Source organism: Pseudomonas bubulae (assembly GCF_900618535.1).
In the GTDB taxonomy this organism is placed as follows: Bacteria; Pseudomonadota; Gammaproteobacteria; order Pseudomonadales; family Pseudomonadaceae; genus Aquipseudomonas; species Aquipseudomonas bubulae.
Map to the genome: position 1 here is coordinate 58,692 of NZ_UYJA01000007.1, position 18,671 is coordinate 77,362.

Consider the following 18,671-nt stretch of genomic DNA (forward strand, 5'->3'; position numbering starts at 1 on the left):
CACAGTTAAAATTCCCTTCAGAACTAGCGGGTTGCCTGCATCGCGGGCAAGCCCGGCTCCCACACATTCTCCTCCCGTGATGGTTGTGCCGCGCTGGATGCTGCCACGCGACCAATCACCAGAATCGCCGGGCTCTTGAGTTCAAACGCCTGGGCATCTTTCTCCATCGCCGTCAGGTCGCTGCGGCATTCGCGCTGGTGGGGCAGGGAGGCATTTTCGATCATGGCCACCGGCATGTCCGCCGTCATGCCGCCCGCCAGCAATTGTTCGCGGATCTCGCTCAACTTTGCTACCCCCATATACACCACCAGGGTCGTGCCGCTTTGCGCCAGCGCCTGCCAGTCCACCTGGCTGTCATCCTGGGTGTGTGCCGTCACCAACGTCACGCCACGGGCCACGCCGCGCAGGGTCAGGGGGATAGCGCATTGCGTCGCGCCTGCCAGGCCGGCCGTGATGCCATTGACCAGTTCCACCTCAACCCCGTGTTCACGCAACCACTGTGCCTCTTCACCGCCACGGCCGAAAATGCATGGGTCGCCGCCCTTGAGTCGAACCACGCATTTGCCGTGGCGGGCATAACGCAGCATCAGGCGATGAATAAACGCCTGTGGAGTCGAACGGCACCCTCCGCGTTTGCCCACCGAAATCACCCGCGCAGCGGGGCAATGCTCCAGCACCGCGTCACTGACCAGATCGTCAATCAATACGACATCTGCTTCGCGCAGGGCGCGCACGGCCTTGAGCGTCAGCAGTTCGGGATCACCCGGCCCTGCGCCCACCAGCCAGACTTTTGCACTCATTGTGATTTCCTCACGGGTTAATGGCGACCGGCTGCGCCTGGGCAGTCAGCAAGCGCTTGATTTGCGGGACACAGGAGCCGCATTGCGTCCCGCAGCCCAACGATCTTTTCAGTCCCTGCAAGTCCAGCCCTTGGGCGATGCCAGCCTCAATCACGCTCTGACTGACGTTCTTGCAATTGCACACAATCGAGTTGCCAGCGGTCGGGGCGTTGGCGTTGCCCGGTGGCGCGCTCAGTGGCGCCAGCAGCCAGCGGCGCAATTGCTCGTCGGCGCGGCCTTCCTGCCACAGGTTTTGCAGCCAGTGCCGTGCCAGGGTTTCGCCCGCCAGACGAATCGCAGTGATGCTTCCGTGCTCGATGCGCACCCGCTTGCCAATGGCGCGGCGCGGGTCGTCGTAAGCCAGTACCGGCCCCTCGTTGAGCCCCAGACATTGATCAATCTCGCGTAGCAGTTGCGGATCGGGTGCGCTGGCGCTGGCGGCACGGATCAGTAACGCAGGGCGCTCGCGGCCAGTCAGGCTGAAACTGACGTACGAAAAGGTTTCGCAGAGCTGGCGCAGTGTCTCGAAGTTCTGTTGAACATCACCCTCGATCAGGGCGAAAAGGTGCCAAGGTAATTGCGCCGGTTCCAGGCGCACGGCGCTGTGTTTGAGTTCCGGTTGTTTGGACAGCGGGTCAAACGCTGGCACGGTCAAGGTGTTGACCCCGCCCTTGAGGAAGCGGTCACCCCAGTGCATCGGCAAAAACGCCTGCCCCGGGCGCACGCTGTCGTCGCTGCTGACTGGAACAATCACGGCGCCGCGCCGACTCTTGAGGCTGACCAGATCTCCGGGCTGCAGGCGATGACGGCGCAACTCGTCCGGGTGCAGGCTCAACACCGCTTCGCTGACGTGACCGAACAATTGCGAGGCCGTGCCGGTGCGGCTCATGCCGTGCCATTGGTCGCGCAGGCGACCAGTGATCAGCGTGAGGGGGAAGCGTGCGTCGCGCTGCTCTTTGGCGGCGCGGTAGGGCTCGGCCACGAACTGCGCACGACCGGTGGCGGTAGGGAATACCCCGTCCAGATACAGCCGCGCAGTGCCTTCACGGGCCCCTATCGGGAAAGGCCACTGTTGCGGGCCGATGGCATCGAGCACTGCATGGCTGATACCCGACAGGTCCAGATCACGGCCAGAGGTCAGGTGCTTGTATTCGTCGAACACCTGGGCTTCAGTTTCAAATGCAAACAGGCTGCTGTGCTCGGGACGCAGATGTTTTTCCAGGCGCTGTGCGAAATCCACCGTAATTGCCCAGTCCGGACGGGCTTCCCCCGGTGCCGGAATGGCTTTGCGTACATGGGAAATACGCCGCTCAGAGTTTGTCACTGTGCCGTCCTTTTCCCCCCAACTGGCGGCGGGCAACAGCAGGTCGGCGAAGGCCGCGGTTTCGGTGGTGTGAAACGCCTCTTGCAGCACCACAAACGGGCAGGCCTGCAACGCCGCCCGCACGGCAGTCTGGTCCGGCATGGATTGCGCGGGGTTGGTGCAGGCGATCCACACGGCCTTGACCTTGCCGCTGGCCATTTGCTCAAAGAGTTCGATGGCGCTCAGGCCGGTGTTCTGTGGCAGTTGCTCAACACCCCAGTAAGCGGCGACTTCGGCCCGGTGTTCGGCATTGGCCGCATCACGATGGCCGGGTAACAAGTTGGACAGGCTACCGGTTTCGCGCCCGCCCATGGCATTGGGCTGACCGGTAAGCGAGAACGGCCCTGCACCCGGGCGGCCGATTTGCCCGGTGGCCAGATGCAGATTGATCAGGGCGCTGTTTTTCGCGCTGCCGGCGGTGGACTGGTTCAGGCCCATGCACCACAGCGATAAAAAACTTGGCGAGGTGCCCACCCATTCGGCGCATTGCTGCAGTTGCTCGACGCTGATGCCGCACAATTGCGAGACCATCTGCGGGGTGTAATCGCGCACCAGGCTTTTCAGCTCGGGCAGGCCTTGAGTGTGGGCCTGGATAAAGTCGCGATCGACCCAGTCTTCCCACAGCAATAAATGCAAAATTCCGTGAAACAACGCGACGTCGGTGCCCGGTAAAATTGCCAGATGCAGGTCGGCCAGATCGCAGGTATCGGTACGCCGCGGGTCGATAACGATGACTTTCATCTGCGGACGTCGGGCTTTTGCCTCCTCCAGGCGGCGAAACAGTACCGGATGTGCGTAGGCCATATTGCTGCCGACGATCATCACGCAATCGCTCAGCTCCAGGTCTTCATAGCTGCAAGGCGGCGCATCGGCGCCCAGGCTTCGTTTGTAGCCGACCACGGCCGAGGACATGCACAGCCGCGAATTGCTGTCGATATTGTTGGTGCCCACCAGCGCCCGGGCCAGTTTGTTGAAGGCGTAGTAATCCTCGGTCAGCAACTGCCCCGAGATATAAAACGCCACGCTGTCGGGGCCGTGCTCGGCGATGGTGGCGGCGAACACATTGGCCGCGTGATCAAGGGCGCTGTCCCAGTCGATGCGACCACGGGCCAGTGCCTTGCCCAGGCGCAGTTGCGGGTACAGCGCGCGGGCATTGAGGTCGCCGGTCAGGTGCAGGGTCGAGCCTTTGCTGCACAGCTTGCCATAGTTGGCCGGATGCGTCGGATCGCCGCTAACGCCGAGAATACGCTCGCCATCATGTTCGATCAGCACGCCGCAGCCGACCCCGCAGTAGCAGCAGGTGGAGGCGGTGATCTGGCGGCTCATCAGCCTGCGTCCCGCAGGGCCAACTGCACACGGCCATTTTCCACCCGCGCCTGATGGTGGTGGGCGCAACCGATGTCCGGAGCCTGGGCTTCGCCGCTTTGCAGATCGATCTGCCAGTTGTGCAGCGGGCAGGCGACGCGCTTGCCGTAGATCAAACCCTGGGACAACGGGCCGCCCTTGTGCGGGCAGCGGTCGTCGAGGGCGAACACTTCGTCGTCGCTTGTGCGAAAAATCGCGATATCACCCTTCGGTCCGCTGATGATCCGTGAGCCCAGGGTGTTGATCTCCTCAAGTGAACAGATATCGAGCCAGTTCATGCCAGCACCTCCAGATTTTTTACGGGGATGACCTCGAACTCCTTTTTCAGCAACGGCTGCACCAGGCGCTCTTTCCACGGGTCTTGCTCAAACGACAGGGAAAACTGCAGGCGATCATTGAGCGCCTTGCGCCGTTCGGGGTCTTCAAGCACAGCCTTTTTGATGTGCTCCATACCGACCCGTTGAAGGTAATGCACGGTGCGCTCGAGGTAGAAGGCCTCTTCGCGATACAACTGTAAAAAGGCACCGTTGTACTCGCGGACTTCTTCAGCCGTTTTGAGTTTGACGAAGAACTCGGCAACCTCGGTTTTGATCCCGCCATTACCGCCGATATACATCTCCCAGCCGGAGTCCACACCGATGATGCCTACGTCCTTGATGCCAGCTTCCGAGCAGTTACGCGGGCAACCGGACACCGCCAGCTTCACCTTGTGCGGCGACCACATATTGAACAGGTCGTGTTCCAGCTCGATGCCCAGTTGCGTCGAGTTTTGCGTGCCGAAGCGGCAGAACTCGCTGCCCACGCAGGTCTTTACCGTGCGGATGGATTTGCCGTAGGCATGCCCCGAGGGCATGTCCAGATCCTTCCACACGCCCGGCAGGTCGTGTTTTTTTATCCCCAGCAGATCGATGCGCTGCCCGCCGGTAACTTTGACCATCGGCACGTTGTACTTGTCGGCCACATCGGCGATACGCCGCAGCTCGGACGGGTTGGTGACGCCGCCCCACATCCGCGGGACGACGGAATAGGTGCCGTCTTTTTGAATGTTTGCGTGGGCCCTTTCGTTTATTAGCCGTGATTGCGGATCATCGCGGGCCTCTCCCGGCCAGGTGGAAATCAGGTAGTAGTTGAGCGCCGGGCGGCAGGTGGCGCAGCCGTTGGGCGAGCGCCAGTTCAGGTAGCGCTGGGTGTCGGCGATGGTCAGCAAATGTTGCTCGCGAATGGCCCGGCGGATTTGTCCGTGGTTCAGGTCGCTGCAGCCGCAGATGGCTTTTTCGCTTTTGGGTTTGACGTCCGCCGCGCCCCCCACGGTGTTGATCAAAATCTGCTCCACCAACCCCGCGCATGAACCGCAGGAGCTGGCCGCCTTGGTGTGCTTTTTGACCTCATCAACGCTGAACAGCCCGTGCTCTTGAATAGCCTTGACGATGGTGCCCTTGCACACGCCATTGCAACCGCAGATTTCGGCGGTGTCGGCCATGCTCATGGCCTTGTCCTGGCCCTGATGGCCGACATCGCCTATGGCATTTTCACCAAACATCAAATGATCGCGGATCTCACCGATGGCGTGATTCTCACGGATTTGCCGGAAGTACCAGCCGCCGTCTGCGGTGTCGCCGTACAGGCAGGCACCCACCAGAATGTCGTCCTTGATCACCAGCTTTTTGTAGACCCCGCCGATCGGGTCGCTGAGGGTGATGATTTCAGTGCCTTCACCGCCCATAAAGTCGCCTGCCGAGAACAGATCGATGCCGGTGACCTTCAGTTTGGTCGACGTAACCGAGCCCTGATAGCGGGCAAAACCCAGTTGCGCGAGGTGGTTGGCGCAGACCTTGGCCTGCTCGAACAGTGGCGCCACCAGGCCGTAAGCGATGCCGCGATGGCTGGCGCATTCGCCGATGGCGTAAATGCGCGGGTCGTAGGTTTGCAGGGTGTCGTTGACGAGAATGCCGCGATTGCAGGGGATGCCCGCCTGCTCGGCAAGCTCGGTATTGGGCCGAATACCGGCAGCCATCACCACCAGATCTGCAGGGATGATCTCGCCGTTCTTGAACTCCACCGAGCCCACCCGGCCATTGCCAGCATCGTGCAGGGCATTGGTCTGTTCGCGCAGGCGAAAATGCAGGCCGCGTGCTTCAAGAGCATTTTGCAGCAGTTGGCCGCTGATCGGGTCGAGTTGGCGATCCAGCAGCCATTCGCCGATATGCACCACGGTCACATGCATGCCGCGCAGCATCAGGCCATTGGCTGCCTCCAGCCCCAGCAGTCCGCCACCAATGACCACCGCGTGTTTATGGGTTTTGGCGGTATCGATCATCGCCTGGGTATCGGCAATATCGCGGTAGCCGATCACACCGTCCAGGGTGTTGCCGGGGATCGGCAGGATAAAGGGCGTAGAGCCGGTGGCAATCAGCAGACGGTCGTACTCGGCTTCGGTACCGTCTTCGGCGATAACCCGGCGCCTGGCCCGGTCGATCTGCACCACCTTGCGGTTGAGCAGCAGCTTGATGTTGTTGTCCAGGTACCAGTCCAGATCGTTGAGCACTATCTCCTCGAAGGTCTGTTCCCCGGCCAGAACGGGCGAGAGCAGGATACGGTTGTAGTTGGCGTGAGGTTCGGCGCCGAAGACCGTAATGTCGTACAGCTCGTTGCTCAGTTTGAGCAACTCTTCCAGGGTGCGAACCCCGGCCATGCCGTTGCCGATCATCACCAGTTTGAGTTTTTTCATCAGGTTCTCCGCGAGCAAGGCCGGCCTTCTGGGGGGGCATTGCGGCCTTGTTCGACACATTGTGCAAAAACAAAAAAAGGCGTCCCGCTAGTTGCCTAGCGAGGACGCCTTTGTCCTTGTCCCGTTCTCTCGGGAAACCTGGTATTCGTCGTTGAAGACCGGGTTTTATGTTTGATGGATTAGCTAATGCAGTGGTTGTGCCAAGTTGACAAGAGCCCGTGTTTACACGATGTCTGGATATTCGCGGGGTGTTTTTGTGCACCGATGCAATGCGCCTCGCCCGTTATTGGGGCGCCGCTTGCCCTGTAGCGAACACCTTTATGGGTGAGACAGCAAAAATATCAGCACCAGATTTATCAACAACGACACTGATGCCACCGTCCGCCATACCTTTAACGGCTCGCGCTCCAGCAAGGGCCGGGGGCGCACGCTCAAGCTCTGGCGCTCACCCTGCTCCAGTTGTAGCAGCCATTCTTCGGCCGTTTCAAAGCGTTGCGCCGGATTGGCGGCAACCCCGCGCTCAAGGTTATGGGCAATCCACTCCGGCAGATCGGGTCGATAACGACTGGCGCTGACAGGCATACCAAAGCGCGGACGCTGAAATGCTTCGATTTCTCCGTAGGGGTAATGCCCGGTCAGCAGGTAATACAGCGTCACGCCCACGGCGTAGAGATCCTGTCCGGGGCTGGGTTTTTCGCCGCGAAAGGCTTCCGGGGAGAGATAACTGGGTGTGCCGGGCAACGTTGATGGCAGATCCTCCGACAGACCGGGGCAGTAGGCCAGCCCAAAGTCCAGCAAGCGCAATTCACCGTCGTCACCCAGCAACAGATTGTGCGGTTTGATATCGCGATGAAAAATCTGCCGTCGGTGTAACAGGCCCACAGCTCGCAACAGGCGCTCGGCCAGATCCAGCCATTGTGCCAGGGGCAGAGGCCCGCGCTTGGTATAGAGATTTTCCAGGGTGGTGCCTGGATATTCACGCATCACGTAGTACAAATGCTGACGCTGGCTGGCGGGGTGCACCTCGGGGAAATGACGACCCGCCACGCGCTTGAGGAACCATTCTTCCGATAGCAGCGCTTGCCCTGCCAGGTGATCGTCGTGCAGATGGGCCGGCAGGGTTTTCAGTAGCCAGGGCTGTTGCTGCGCATCCCGCACCCGGTAGAGCAGTGATTGCTGGCTCTGGCCAACATGGTTTTCGACCTGCCAGTTTTCAAAGTGTTGCCCCGGTTTGAGCGCGGGCGGTAGTGGCCATTGCTGCAGTTGCGCCAGGGCGTCGCCGATGGCGCTTTCCCCCAGAGCGTCGACCCTCACCAGCAGAGCGCTGGCATTGTCCTGACTGCCTGCCCGATGCGCGGCATTCACCAGCGTGCTGGCGGCGCTTTGCAGGTCGGGTAGATCACGCAACAGGGCGGCTATGGCGGTATCGCCCAGGGTCGACCATATACCGTCACTAAGCAGCACAAAGGTCTCGCCCTGTTGCAGTTCACCGTCCAGAAAATCCACCACCAGATACTGATCCAGCCCCAGCGCCCGCTTGAGCACATGCTGCATACCCGGCTGGTCCCAGACGTGGTCTTCACTGATGCGCTGCAAGGTTGTGGCGTGCCAGCGGTAGACCCGGCAATCACCCACATGGGCCAACGTAAAACGCCTGCCGCGCATGACCACAGCACTTACCGTGGTCAGCAGCGGTTGCCCGCCGCCATTGACCCGCAGCCAGCTATTTTGCGCTTGCAGCAAACGCTCCAGTGCCTGGGCGACGCTCCAGGTTTCTGGTGTGGCGTAGTAGTCCAGCGCCAGTGCCTGCAACGTCGAACGGGCGGCCAGGCCGCCATCGGCGCATTGGCTGACGCCATCGGCAATGGCAAATAAATGCCCCTTGCTTGCCGCCAGCATGGGCACAGGCGTGACTTCGCGCAGTGCGTCCTGATTCTCTGCGCGAGGGCCGATGGCGCTGGCGTGGGCGAAACTCAGTTGCAGACTCATCGCAGTCTCACACTCGGGCAGCGGTCACGGCAGCCGAGCCCCACGTTGTTCTCCAGCGGCGCTTGACCCCGTGCAGGCCGAACCAGGCCAGTACGCCAAGGCTGGCAAATAACCACAAGGCCAATTGATAGCTGCCGGTGCTTTGTTTAATCGCGCCCATGCCTGCTGCGAGGGCGAAACCACCGATGCCGCCTGCCATGCCGATCAAGCCCGTCATAACGCCAATTTCACGACGAAAGCGCTGAGGCACCAATTGGAAAACTGCCCCGTTACCTGCACCCAATCCCAGCATTGTGCAGACGAAAAGCGCCAGTGCTGCATAGGAGCTTGGCAGATTGAAACCTACGGCGGCGATGCTGATGGTCGCCAGGGTGTACATCCCCAACAGGGTACGAATACCGCCGAAGCGATCCGCCAGCGCACCGCCCAGCGGCCGCATCAAACTACCGCCAAACACACAGGCCGCGGTGTAGTAGCCGGCAGTCACCGGGCTTAGTCCGTATTGATCGTTAAAATAGCCGGGCAGGGCGCTGGCCAGGCCGATAAAGCCGCCGAACGTCACGCTGTAGAAAAACATGAACCACCAACTGTCGCGGTCGCCCAGGGCCTTGAAGTAATCGCTCATGGACTTGGCCACGGGCCGTTCCGGGGCGTTTTTGGCCAACCAGGCAAACACGAAAATGCACAGCACCAGCGGGATCAGGGCAAAGCCGAACACATTGCTCCAGCCATAGGCCGCTGCCAGCACCGGGGCCAGTAGCGCAGCGAACACCGTGCCAGAGTTGCCTGCACCGGCGATGCCCATTGCCTTGCCCTGGTGTTGCGGTGGATACCACTGCGAGGCCAGCGGCAACGCAACGGCAAACGAGGCGCCAGCCATGCCCAGAAACAGTCCCAGCAAAATAGCCTGCTCGTAGCTGTGAATACCGTGCTTCCAGGCCACAAACAACGCACCAATAACAATGACCTGACCGATCAGCCCGGCGGTTTTGGGAGACAGGCGATCAGCCAGCAGGCCCATCACAAAGCGCAGCACGGCCCCCGCGAGGATCGGCGTGGCCACCACCAGCCCACGCTGTTGCGTGGTCAGGTGCAGGTCGGTGGCAATTTGCACGGCCAGTGGGCCGAGCAGATACCAGACCATAAAACTCAGGTCGAAATACAGAAACGCCGCGAACAGGGTTGGAGTATGGCCGGACTTCCAGAAGCTTGAATTCATCGCGCACCTCAACGGTTGATCGTTTTTAGAAGAAGAGTTGCGATGGGGCGCCGTAACGGCCGCACCACCGGCCCCGGTCGCTGGGGCCAAAACGAAAAAACGCCGCTGCCGGATCCGCCATGGGCGAATCAGGGGAGCGACGTCTCTGTCGTAGATGGGGCAACCGCCGTTGGTTACCGGTAAGGATTGCTTAGCGAAAACTGTGCCAATTGAGGAGGATCATGGGTCAACCCAGAAGCTCACTCATGGCTATGATCTGTTCCGCCACCTGTATCAGTTTTTGTTGGCGGCTCATGGCCTGGCGGCGCATCAGGGTGTAAGCCTCTTCTTCGTTGCAGCTTTTCATCTTCATCAGCAGACCCTTGGCCAGTTCGATGCGCTTGCGCTCGGCCAGTTGCTGGTCGCGGGCATGCAGTTGGGCGCGCAGGGCTTGGTCGCTCTCGAAGCGAGCCATGGCCACATCGAGAATTGGCTGCAAGCGCTGTGCGTGAATGCCTTCGACAATGTAGGCGCTAACCCCTGACTTGATCGCCTGACGCATCACGCCGGGGTCGTGCTCGTCGGTGAACATGACAATCGGTCGTGGTTGGTCCCTAGACAGCAACACCACTTGCTCCATCACATCGCGGCTTGGCGACTCGGTATCGATCAGGATCACGTCCGGGCGCACCGTTTCGACGCGAGCAGGCAGGTCGATGGTCAGGCCCGACTCATCGATTACCTCAAATCCGGCTTCACTCAGCGCGGCTTTCAGGCGGCCGACTTTTTTCGCCGTGTCGTTGATCAGCAAGATACGCAGCATGGGGGTGGCTCCGGTCAACGACGGGCAGCAAGAGGAGCGCGGGTGCTCATGGCATGCAGCGCAAAGCTTCGGGCATAGCCTGCGGGATCCGAGCCGTCCCACACCTTGCCATCGAGCAACTGGCTGTTGCGCATGTTTGCGGCACCTGCCGGCACGTTAACGGCGTTGGCCGCGTCGCGGTACAGGGCCAATTGCTGAACCTGACGGGCAACACCGAGGTAGTCCGGGTCTTCGCGCAGCAAGCCCCAGCGGCGGAACTGGGTCATAAACCACATGCCATCGGACAGGTACGGCAGGTTGACCTCGCCGTCACCATAAAAACGCAGGGCGTGCGGGTCTTGCCAGTGCTTGCCCAGGCCGTCGTTGTAGTCGCCGAGCAGACGCGGCGCGATGTACTCTACGGGTGCATTCAGGTACTCGGGGGCGCTCAGCAACTGCGCGGTACTGCGCCGGTTTTCGTCGTTCTGCTCGATAAAGCGGCTGGCTTCCAGGATCGCCATCACCAGCGCCCGGGCGGTATTGGGGTACTGCTCGACAAACGCCCGGGTACAGCCCAGGACTTTTTCCGGGTGATCGGGCCACAGCGCCTGGGTGGTGGCGAGGGTAAACCCCATATTCTGTGCAACCGCGCTGGCAGCCCACGGCTCGCCGACGCAAAAGCCGTCAATGCGACCTGCCAGCAAGTGCGCAACCATCTGTTGCGGTGGTACCACTACGCTGTTGACGTCTTGCAGCGGATGAATGCCCTGACTCGCCAGCCAGTAATACAGCCACATGGCATGAGTGCCCGTGGGAAAAGTCTGGGCGAAGGTCAGTTTCGATCGACTTTGGTGCACGTGTTGTTGCAGCGCCTCAGGACGGGTCACGCCCAGGGCCTGTAAACCGTGGGAGAGGTTGAGGCTCTGGCCGTTTTGGTTAAGCCCCATGAGTACGCTCATGTCGGTGGCCGCCACGCCGCCAATGCCCAGGTGCACGGCGTAGATCAGCCCGTAGAGGCTGTGGGCGGCGTCGAGCTGGCCGTTGACCAGATTGTCCCGCAGGCTGGCCCAGGACGACTGGCGCTTGAGGTTCAGCGTCAGCCCGAATGGCTGGGCGAACCCTTGAGTGGCGGCCACCACCACCGAGGCACAGTCGCTTAGGGCCATAAAACCAAGGTTGATTTCGGTTTTTTCCGGGGCATCGCTGCCGTTGACCCAGGCCAGAGGGCCGGCGAGTGATTCGTTCATGGGAGGCAGCACCTTGGCAAAAGCATACTGCGAGGGTGCAAGGCATATGCCAGAGGTGTTGACCCAGTTGAAAACCTGGATTTTACAGGGCTTTGGATTTGCGCTTGCCTTTAATGGGGTGGCTTACTTCAAGCGGTCTTGCGCCTTGCGATACGCGGTCTCGTGTTCGCGCTTGTCAACGGCGACGACGAACACCACAACCTCTTGATCAATGACCTGATAGATCAGTCGGTAACCCGCGCTGCGTAACTTGATTTTGTAGCAATCGGGCAGCTTGCGCAGCCGGTTGGCTTCAACGCGGGGGTTGAGCAACACCTCTGACAGTTTGCTCTTGAGTTGCTGCATGACCGGTTTGCGAGCTTGTGCCATTCCTTGAGTGCGCGCTGGTCAAACTCAAGATCAAAGGTTATCCAGTGTTACCTTGACCCTTTGCGGTGCAGCCAGGCGTTCGCGCACAGTGTTGATGAGGGCTTCGTCTTCTTCGGTTACCAGCATGGGGCGAAAGGGCAGTTGGCCGCGTTCGGCTACGTACTGAAATGCCTGGCGGACCAGTTCAGAGGGGGTGACACCCAGGCGCTCAAGTTCCTGGTAAGCGCGGGCTTTGAGTTCATCGTCAATGCGAATGTTGATGGAGGCCATGGCTTTGACTCGTGTAATGACGTTTGTCATTACGCTGACCTCTGCCCGTTTCTTTTGCAAGTGCCATTGGGCGGTTAAGTGTTCTGCGTTGTTCATATGCGCTCCTGAATTTAAGCCACCAAACCAAAGAAGGGTGGTCAGTTCTGTGAGCCTAGCTAGAGATAATCAGGTGATTCGTACGACGATTCGCTTTCATTCCCGTGAAACATCCGAGCGTAATTCCGCTCGCTTGCGGCTGTCCAAATCGGGGAAGAGTCTCGCTCCACCGCTGCTCAATGGCCGGTTGCCACGTCGTAAAGCGGTTATGCGCGAGCCAGGCAAACAGGTGAATAATTGAAAGGGTTATTAACTTACAACTGAAAAGTTTATAACCATTTAACGCCGCTAACACCGGACATGTTCTATAAAACTGCTCATCTATCGTTAGACTAAAAAGTGATTGGCTGCCCGAGTTTTTATGCCTTTATGATCTGTTCACAACAACTCGTGAAGCAGGAGTGGGGCGATTACTATTCAAGTAAAACCCGTAGCGGGTCGAATTGGTGCACAACTTGAAGGCGTAAAACTGGGCGGTGATATCAGTGGCGAAACATTCGAGTTTATTCATCAGGCCTTGTTGAAATATAAAGTCCTGTTCTTTCGCGACCAGCATTTAAGCGACGCCGAGCACGAAGCATTTTCCCGCCGCTTCGGTGATCAGGTGCCCCACCCGACCGTGCGCTCTGCCGAGCAAAGTTCCGCCATCCTGCACCTGGACGCCAAGGAAACCCGCGCCAACTCCTGGCATACCGATGTGACCTTTGTGGCCAATTACCCGAAAATCTCCATCTTGCGCGGTGTGGTCATTCCACCCTATGGCGGCGACACGGTGTGGGCCAATACCGCCTCGGCTTATAACGATTTACCCGAGCCGTTAAAGCAACTTGCGGACAACTTGCGCGCCCTGCACACCAATGTTTATGACTATGCGACGCCTCGCGGTACCGATGAGTCCGGTCTCAAGCGCTATCGCGAACAGTTCACTGCCGAAGTTTATGAAACTGAACATCCGCTGGTTCGCGTTCACCCGGAATCGGGCGAAAGAAGTTTGTTGCTGGGCCACTTTGTCAAAGATATTCAGGGTGTGAGCAGCAACGATTCCAAGCAACTGATTCGCCTGTTCCATGACCGCATTACCCATGTCGACAACACCGTGCGCTGGCGCTGGCAGGAAGGTGATGTGGTGATCTGGGATAACCGCGCCACCCAGCATATTGCGATCAACGACTACGGCGATGCCCCGCGCATCGTACGTCGCACCACCATCGACGGCGATGTGCCGGTGGGTGTCGACGGCCGCCTGAGCCAGGCGCTCAAGCCGACCCCGGACACCCGCTCGCCGAAAACCGAAGCCGACAAAAAACACCTCGCCGCCTGACGGGCCGCGCCTTATTGCTTCAAGGAAGACCTGCCCATGGCCACATTCAAAGTAAATGCCCTGTTGCGCAAGACCCGCATTGCCGCCGTGCTGGCGGCGGTCATGGCTGTTCCGCTGGCCGAGGCCGATGTGTTGCGCGTCGGTGTGGCGAGCGCCGGTGGCGGTGATCCGGTCACGTTCAGTGGCTCGCCGCTGGGCATCGTGCGCAACCAGCAACTGCTGGAAAAAGCCTTCGCCGGTACCGGCACCGAGGTGCAGTGGTTCTTCTTCAAAGGCGCTGGCCCTGCGGTCAACGAAGCGTTGTCCAACCAGCAGCTGGACTTCGCCTATCAGGGTGATCTGCCGGCGGTGGTCGGGCGCTCCAACGGGCTGGACACCAAACTGCTGGCAGCACTGGGGGTGCGGGCCAACCTGTATCTGGCGGTGCCAAAGGGCTCTGACATCAAGACCATCGAAGACCTCAAAGGCAAGAAGGTCGCGGTGTTTCGCGGCACCAACGGTCATCTGGTGTCGATCAACCTGCTGGCAGCGCACGGCATGAGCGAGCGCGATATCAAGGTGATCAACCTCGATGCCGGCAGTACCCAGGCAGCCCTGGTTTCCAATGGCGTGGATGCGGCCTTCGGTGGTCGTGAGCTGTTCAAGCTGCGTGACAAGGGCCTGATCGACATCGTTTACGACAACCCTGCCCAGGATGTGCGCTACACCCGTCAGACCGCCTTGGTGGTGCGCGGTGCCTATGAAAAAGAGCACCCGGGCAATGTGCAAAAAGTCGTCGATACCCTGGTGGATGCGGCGAAATGGGCGTCCGAAGACAGCCATCGTGATGAGGTGTTCAGCGAGTGGGCCAAGAGCAACGACCCGGTGGACTCACTGCGCGCCGACTTTACCGGGGTCAGTTTGCGGGACCGGAATTCGCCGCTGATCGACACCTTTCTGGTGAGTCGCTACCAGGCAGTGGCAGAGCAGGCCAAGGACGAAAAGCTGATCCGCCGCCCGGTGAGTATCGAAGGCTGGTTTGAGCCGAACTATTTGCAGACCGCGTTGAAAGCCAAGGGCTTGGAGAGCTTCTGGACGGCCTATGGCGTGGATGGCAAACAGCCCGCCGGCAATGCGGTAGCGGGCAAGTAGCTGCATACCCTTATGGGGATACCCCTGTGGGAGCCCACAGGGAATCCGTTTTTTGTAGTAGCAACAAAGGAGCCAGGCATATGGCCAGGGCACAGACCGTCATACCGCAGCAGTACGCACCGGCGCTACCCAAGGGCAACGTCAAGCGTTTGCCACCGGCCCCGGCACGCCCGGTACGCAAGGTCGAAGTGCCGCGCACCTCGGCCTGGGCCACGACCCTGGGTGACCGGAGCTTGCCCTGGCTCTTGCCGCTGACCCTGCTGGGCCTGTGGTATCTGGGGGTTGAGCAGGGCTGGCTGTCAGAGCAGGTCTTGCCGCCGCCAGCCTATGTTTACGAAACCCTGTCGGATCTCTTTGCTTCTGGCGACCTGTGGATAAATGCTGCCGCCAGCCTGCAGCGGGTAGTCGTCGGGTTTGCCCTGGGGGGCGCTATTGGTGTGGCGCTGGGGCTGGCGATGGGGTTGTCGAAAACCGTCGAGGATTATCTGCTGCCCACCTTCAATGCCATTGTGCAAATCCCGGTCTTGGGCTGGTTGCCGTTTGCCTTGTTGCTGTTCGGCATCGGCGAGCCGCTCAAGTACGTGCTGATTGCCAAGGCGGCGATGGTGCCGATCACCCTGTGCACCTTGCAGGCTTTCCACCAGGCGCCCAAGGGCTTGCTGGAAGCAGGGCGGGCCTATGGTTTCAGCCGCTGGCAAAGTGTGGTGTTTATCGTGTTGCCGGCGGCTATCCCGACCCTGTTTACCGGCCTGCGCCTGGGCTTCACCAAGGCCTGGCTGTCGCTGGTAGTGGTTGAGCTGGTGGCGTCGAGCGAAGGGCTGGGTTACCTGATTGTCTATGGTCGCCAACTGTTCCAGCTGGATCTGGTGATGGCCGCCGTGGTGGTGGTCGGGGCGATCGGCCTGGTGATCGACCGTGGTTTTGATTATGCCGAGCGCCGCCTTAATCGTGGCCGCGCATCGGTAGCGGGGCGCCTGTCATGAGCAGCGCATTGGCTATCAGTCATGGCAGCAGCCGTCGCTATCGCGGCTGGGTGTTGCCGATCAGTGCCGTCGCCCTGTGGTGGCTGGCTTCGCATTTGGGCTGGAGCCAGTCCGGGCTGCTGGTTTCACCGGAGAAAGTGGCGGCCACGGCCTGGGACCAGATCGCTTCGGGCAAGTTCTGGCGGGCCATCAGCGCCAGCCTGACGCGCAACCTGAGCGGCTTTTTTATCGGCACCGCCCTGGGCCTGGTGCTGGGTTGCCTGCTGGGCCTGTCGCACTATTTCGAGCGTTTGGTAGGCCCGAGCTTCAACACCTTCAAACAGATTTCGCTGTTCGCCTGGATCCCGCTGATCTCGGTGTGGTTCGGCCTGGGCGATGTGGCCAAGGTGGTGTTTTTGTCACTGGCGGCCCTGGTGCCGGTGGTGGTCAATACCTGCGACGGCCTGCGCAATGTGCCGCCCAACCTGCTGGAAGTGGCGCGGGTCTACCGCTTCAGCCGTTGGCAGACCATCGTCGGAGTCATGCTGCCCGCCGCCTTGCCCTCGATTTTCACCGGGCTGTATCTGGCGCTGGTGTACTCGTGGCTGGCGACCATCGGCGCCGAATATCTGCTGGTGTCGGGGGAGGGCATCGGCAACACGCTGATCGATGGCAGCGAGCATTTCATGATGGACCTGGTGCTGTTCGGCATGGTGGTCATCGGCCTGGTGGGCTGGAGCCTCAATGCCCTGGCCCGAATTTTTGAGCGACGCATGCAACGCCTGTACGGCATTGAACCGCGTTAATCGGCACTTTCAAAAGGATTGCAGCATGCTCAATAACAGCCTGACCCTGGAAAACATCAGCAAGCGCTTTGCTTCGCGCCCCGGTAGCAGCAGCCAGTTGCAAGTGCTGGACAATATCCAGCTGGATATCGCTCCCGGCGAATTTATCAGCATCGTCGGTGCCAGCGGTTGCGGCAAGTCCACCCTGCTGCGCCTGATTCTGGGCCTGGACGAAGAGTATGAGGGGCGCATCCTGCTCAATGGCCAGCCCATCGACGGCACGGGGCTGGAGCGCGGCATCGTGTTTCAGGATCACCGTTTGTTCCCCTGGCTCAACGTTGAACAGAACGTTGCCGTGGCGCTGAAAAACTCGCCGCTGAGCACAAAGGAAAAGCGCGACACCGTGCGCGAACATATCGAACTGGTGGGCCTGCAGGACTTTATCGACGCCTACCCGCACCAGATTTCCGGCGGCATGGCCCAGCGTGTGGCGATTGCCCGGGGGCTGGTCAACCGCCCCAGCGTGCTGTTGCTCGACGAACCCCTTGGCGCCCTCGATGCGCTGACCCGGGCGCGCTTGCAGGGCGAGCTGCAAAACATCTGGGCCAAGGAAAAAATCACCATGATCCTGGTGACCCACGATGTGGATGAGGCTGTGTTTCTCGGTGATCGCGTGGTGGTCATGCAGCCCAACCCCGGGCGTATCCGGCGCATCCTCGATATCGACCTGCCGCGCCCGCGCAACCGCAGTGACAGCCGCTTTATCGCCCTGCGCGACGACGTGCTGAGTGACTTCGCCGAATTGCATTGAACCCCTGCCACCTGAATTCAGAGAACAGAACATGTCCGAACGTCAGCTCAGCCTCAACCTGTTTATCTACCCCAACGGCCATCACGAAGCCGCCTGGCGCCACCCGCAGTCAGTGCCGGAGTCGTCCATGGACATTGGCTACTACCAGCAGCTGGCGTTACGCGCCGAGCGCGAAAAGCTCGATGCGATTTTCTTTGCCGACTCGCCGTCACTGGCCGAAAGCGGCCGCGAAGGCCTGCGCATCCGCTTCGAGCCGGTGACCTGGCTGGCAGCCATTGCGGCGGTTACCCAGCGCATCGGCCTGATTGCCACGGCCAGCACCACCTACAGCGAACCTTACAACCTGGCGCGTTCGTTCAGCGCGCTGGATCACCTGAGCAAGGGCCGTGCGGGCTGGAACATTGTCACCACGTCAATGGCTGCCGCAGCGGCCAACTTTGGGCTTGATGAACACCCTTCGGCCCATGATCGCTACGCCCAGGCCGAAGAGTTCGTGCAGGTGGTCGGTGACCTGTGGGACAGCTGGGAAGACGATGCGCTGGTGCTGGATAAAACCGCCGGGGTATTTGCCGACAGCGGCAAGGTGCACTCGATCAACCACGTCGGCGCTTACTATAAGGTCAAGGGCCCGCTGAACTCGCCGCGTTCGCCCCAGGGGCGACCGGTGCAGGTGCAGGCCGGCTCATCCGAGGATGGTCGTGATTTTGCCGCCAGGCATGCTGAAGCCATCTTTACCGCGCACCAGACGCTGCAAAGCGCCACGGAATTTGCCAATGACATCCGCGCCCGGGCGAAAGCCGTGGGCCGCGACCCGCGCCAGCTGAAAATTCTTCCGGGCATCAGCCCGTATATCGCCAGCACCGAAGCCGAAGCGCAGCGCAAGTTTGATGAGCTCAATGAGCTGGTATTGCCCCACGTGTCCCTGGGCCAATTGCGGCGCATGTTGGGTGTGGATTTGTCGGGTCAGGATCTGGACGCCCCGTTTCCGCGCCATCTGATCAACTTCGAAGGCGTCGAAAGCCAGTCCAGCCGCTTCAAGCTGATCATCGATATTGTCGACCGCGAAAACGTCACCTTGCGCCAGCTGATCAACCGCCTGGCGGGGGCGCGCGGGCATTGGGTGCCGGTGGGTACCCCGGTGCAGATTGCCGACTTGATTGAGCAGTGGTTCCGCAGCGGTGCGGCGGATGGTTTCAACGTGATGCCGCCGGCATTCCCCGATGGTTTTGAAGTCTTCCTCGACGAAGTGCTGCCGATCTTGCGCCAGCGCGGCTTGTTCCGCAGTGAGTATGCGGGCAGCACCTTGCGCGAACACTACGGCCTGACTCGCCCGGAGTCGCGCTACACCCTGAAAACCGCCTGACTCCCCCCACCCTAGTGGGAGCGAGCCTGCTC

Annotated in this window: 15 protein-coding genes and 1 pseudogene; 6 read left to right on the forward strand and 10 right to left on the reverse strand. The window is 60.5% G+C overall.

The features are described 5' to 3' along the window. Positions 1-23: 23 nt before the first annotated feature. From cobA to PPTH39_RS22105, 10 genes and pseudogenes are all read right to left on the reverse strand, one after another. On the reverse strand, positions 24-800 hold the full coding sequence (cobA, locus tag PPTH39_RS22060) for a uroporphyrinogen-III C-methyltransferase (RefSeq protein WP_130872476.1): 777 nt from the start codon (positions 798-800) through the stop codon (positions 24-26). A 10-nt stretch (positions 801-810) separates the two neighbouring features. Beyond that, positions 811-3,528 (reverse strand): nitrate reductase, encoded by a 2,718-nt coding sequence (locus PPTH39_RS22065; protein ID WP_130872477.1) that lies wholly within the window; start codon positions 3,526-3,528, stop codon positions 811-813. Then, complete coding sequence (nirD, locus tag PPTH39_RS22070) at positions 3,528-3,845, reverse strand: nitrite reductase small subunit NirD (RefSeq protein ID WP_095002498.1); 318 nt, start codon at positions 3,843-3,845, stop codon at positions 3,528-3,530. The genes PPTH39_RS22065 and nirD overlap by 1 nt, the downstream gene beginning before the upstream one ends. After that, the gene (nirB, locus tag PPTH39_RS22075; RefSeq protein ID WP_130872478.1) at positions 3,842-6,295 is read right to left on the reverse strand and encodes a nitrite reductase large subunit NirB; all 2,454 of its coding nucleotides are present in this window, start codon (positions 6,293-6,295) and stop codon (positions 3,842-3,844) included. Before nirB ends, nirD begins: the two co-directional genes overlap by 4 nt. Before the next feature lie 318 nt (positions 6,296-6,613). After that, the gene (locus PPTH39_RS22080; RefSeq protein ID WP_130872479.1) at positions 6,614-8,284 is read right to left on the reverse strand and encodes a bifunctional protein-serine/threonine kinase/phosphatase; all 1,671 of its coding nucleotides are present in this window, start codon (positions 8,282-8,284) and stop codon (positions 6,614-6,616) included. A gap of 7 nt (positions 8,285-8,291) precedes the next feature. Further along, entirely contained in the window at positions 8,292-9,503 is a 1,212-nt protein-coding gene (locus PPTH39_RS22085; protein ID WP_130872480.1) for a nitrate/nitrite transporter, read from the reverse strand. A gap of 226 nt (positions 9,504-9,729) precedes the next feature. Next, positions 9,730-10,305: an ANTAR domain-containing response regulator gene (locus PPTH39_RS22090; protein WP_130872481.1), complete on the reverse strand. Its 576-nt coding sequence runs from the start codon at positions 10,303-10,305 to the stop codon at positions 9,730-9,732. A gap of 14 nt (positions 10,306-10,319) precedes the next feature. Continuing rightward, positions 10,320-11,531, reverse strand: a complete 1,212-nt coding sequence (locus tag PPTH39_RS22095; RefSeq protein ID WP_130872482.1) for a CmpA/NrtA family ABC transporter substrate-binding protein — start codon at positions 11,529-11,531, stop codon at positions 10,320-10,322. Positions 11,532-11,654: 123 nt separating this feature from the next. Beyond that, positions 11,655-11,941, reverse strand: a pseudogene (locus tag PPTH39_RS22100) (type II toxin-antitoxin system RelE family toxin). Further along, the gene (locus PPTH39_RS22105) at positions 11,931-12,170 is read right to left on the reverse strand and encodes a type II toxin-antitoxin system RelB/DinJ family antitoxin (RefSeq protein WP_130872507.1); all 240 of its coding nucleotides are present in this window, start codon (positions 12,168-12,170) and stop codon (positions 11,931-11,933) included. The pseudogene PPTH39_RS22100 and the gene PPTH39_RS22105 overlap by 11 nt, the downstream one beginning before the upstream one ends. Before the next feature lie 505 nt (positions 12,171-12,675). On the opposite strand from PPTH39_RS22105, the gene PPTH39_RS22110 reads away from it, so the two are divergent. The 6 genes from PPTH39_RS22110 (at position 12,676) to PPTH39_RS22135 (ending at position 18,639) form a co-directional block, all read left to right on the forward strand. After that, positions 12,676-13,587, forward strand: coding sequence for a TauD/TfdA dioxygenase family protein (locus tag PPTH39_RS22110; protein ID WP_095002503.1), 912 nt, complete (start codon positions 12,676-12,678; stop codon positions 13,585-13,587). A gap of 36 nt (positions 13,588-13,623) precedes the next feature. Then, positions 13,624-14,718, forward strand: a complete 1,095-nt coding sequence (locus tag PPTH39_RS22115; protein WP_095002504.1) for an ABC transporter substrate-binding protein — start codon at positions 13,624-13,626, stop codon at positions 14,716-14,718. Between the two features lie 80 nt (positions 14,719-14,798). Beyond that, entirely contained in the window at positions 14,799-15,701 is a 903-nt protein-coding gene (locus PPTH39_RS22120) for an ABC transporter permease (protein ID WP_130872483.1), read from the forward strand. Beyond that, positions 15,698-16,486 carry an ABC transporter permease gene (locus tag PPTH39_RS22125; RefSeq protein ID WP_095027123.1) on the forward strand — a complete coding sequence of 263 codons (789 nt, stop codon included), beginning with the start codon at positions 15,698-15,700 and terminating at the stop codon, positions 16,484-16,486. Before PPTH39_RS22120 ends, PPTH39_RS22125 begins: the two co-directional genes overlap by 4 nt. A 25-nt stretch (positions 16,487-16,511) precedes the next feature. Then, a complete protein-coding gene (locus PPTH39_RS22130) occupies positions 16,512-17,276 on the forward strand; it encodes an ABC transporter ATP-binding protein (RefSeq protein ID WP_095002507.1) in 765 nt (254 codons plus the stop codon). A 31-nt stretch (positions 17,277-17,307) separates the two neighbouring features. After that, a complete protein-coding gene (locus PPTH39_RS22135) occupies positions 17,308-18,639 on the forward strand; it encodes an LLM class flavin-dependent oxidoreductase (protein ID WP_130872484.1) in 1,332 nt (443 codons plus the stop codon). Positions 18,640-18,671: the final 32 nt, after the last annotated feature.